The organism is Paraburkholderia sp. LEh10, assembly GCF_017814945.1.
Taxonomy (GTDB): Bacteria; Pseudomonadota; Gammaproteobacteria; order Burkholderiales; family Burkholderiaceae; genus Paraburkholderia.
In genome coordinates this window covers 1-1,075 of record NZ_JAGIPX010000213.1, presented here as the reverse complement: position 1 = coordinate 1,075, position 1,075 = coordinate 1, and the positions used below count along the sequence as shown (strand labels likewise).

1 protein-coding gene is annotated in these 1,075 nt (G+C 66.4%); it reads left to right on the top strand.

Annotation, left to right across the window (positions count from 1 at the left end):
* Nucleotides 1-1,075 (top strand): NAD(P) transhydrogenase subunit alpha (locus J8I87_RS43990; RefSeq protein WP_245254634.1); only part of this gene is annotated, 1,075 nt, incomplete at both ends.

The window sequence follows — 1,075 nt, the reverse complement described above, 5'->3', positions numbered from 1 at the left end:
CGTACGAAACACGCGTCGCCGCGACGCCCGAGACGGTGAAGAAGTACGTGTCACAAGGTCATCGGGTAACGGTCCAGCGCGGCGCAGGGACGGCCGCAGCCTATCCGGACGACGCTTATGCAGCGGCGGGCGCGGAACTCGCCGATGCGCCCACCGCGTTCGGCGCAGAGCTCGTTCTCAAGGTCCAGAGCCCCACCGATTCAGAACTGCCGCTTCTCAAACGCGGCGGCGTGCTGGTCGGGATGCTCGAGCCGTTTAATACGGAAAACGCATCAAAGCTCGCCGCTGCGGGCATGACTGCGTTCGCGCTCGAAGCCGCACCGCGCACGACGCGTGCGCAAAGTCTCGACGTACTGTCGTCTCAAGCCAACATTGCGGGCTACAAGGCGGTGCTGCTGGCCGCCGATCTGTATCCGCGCTTCATGCCGATGCTGATGACGGCCGCGGGCACCGTGAAGGCCGCGCGCGTGCTGATTCTGGGCGCGGGCGTCGCGGGCCTGCAGGCGATTGCGACGGCCAAGCGCCTCGGCGCCGTGATCGAAGCGTCCGACGTGCGCCCGGCCGTGAAAGAGCAGATCGAATCGCTGGGCGCGAAATTCCTCGATGTGCCGTACGAAACCGATGAGGAACGCGAAGCGGCTGAAGGCGTCGGTGGCTACGCGCGGCCGATGCCGCCTTCGTGGCTCACGCGCCAGGCGGCGCTCGTCCATGAGCGCGCGAAGCAGGCCGATGTCGTGATCACAACGGCGCTGATTCCAGGCCGCCCCGCGCCGACGCTCATCTCCGTGGAAACCGTGCAGGCGATGAAGCCCGGCTCCGTGCTGATCGACCTCGCGGCGGGACGTGGCCCCGAGTACGAGGGCCGGCGCGGCGGCAACTGTCCGCTGACGGAAGCCGACAAGGTCGTCGTCAAGCATGGCGTGACGATCGCGGGCCATACGAATCTGGCGTCGATGGTCGCGTCGGACGCATCCGCGCTGTATGCACGCAATCTGCTCGACTTCATGAAGCTGATCGTCACGAAGGAAGGCGCGCTCAATATCGATCTCGCGGACGACATCGTCGCGGCCACGCT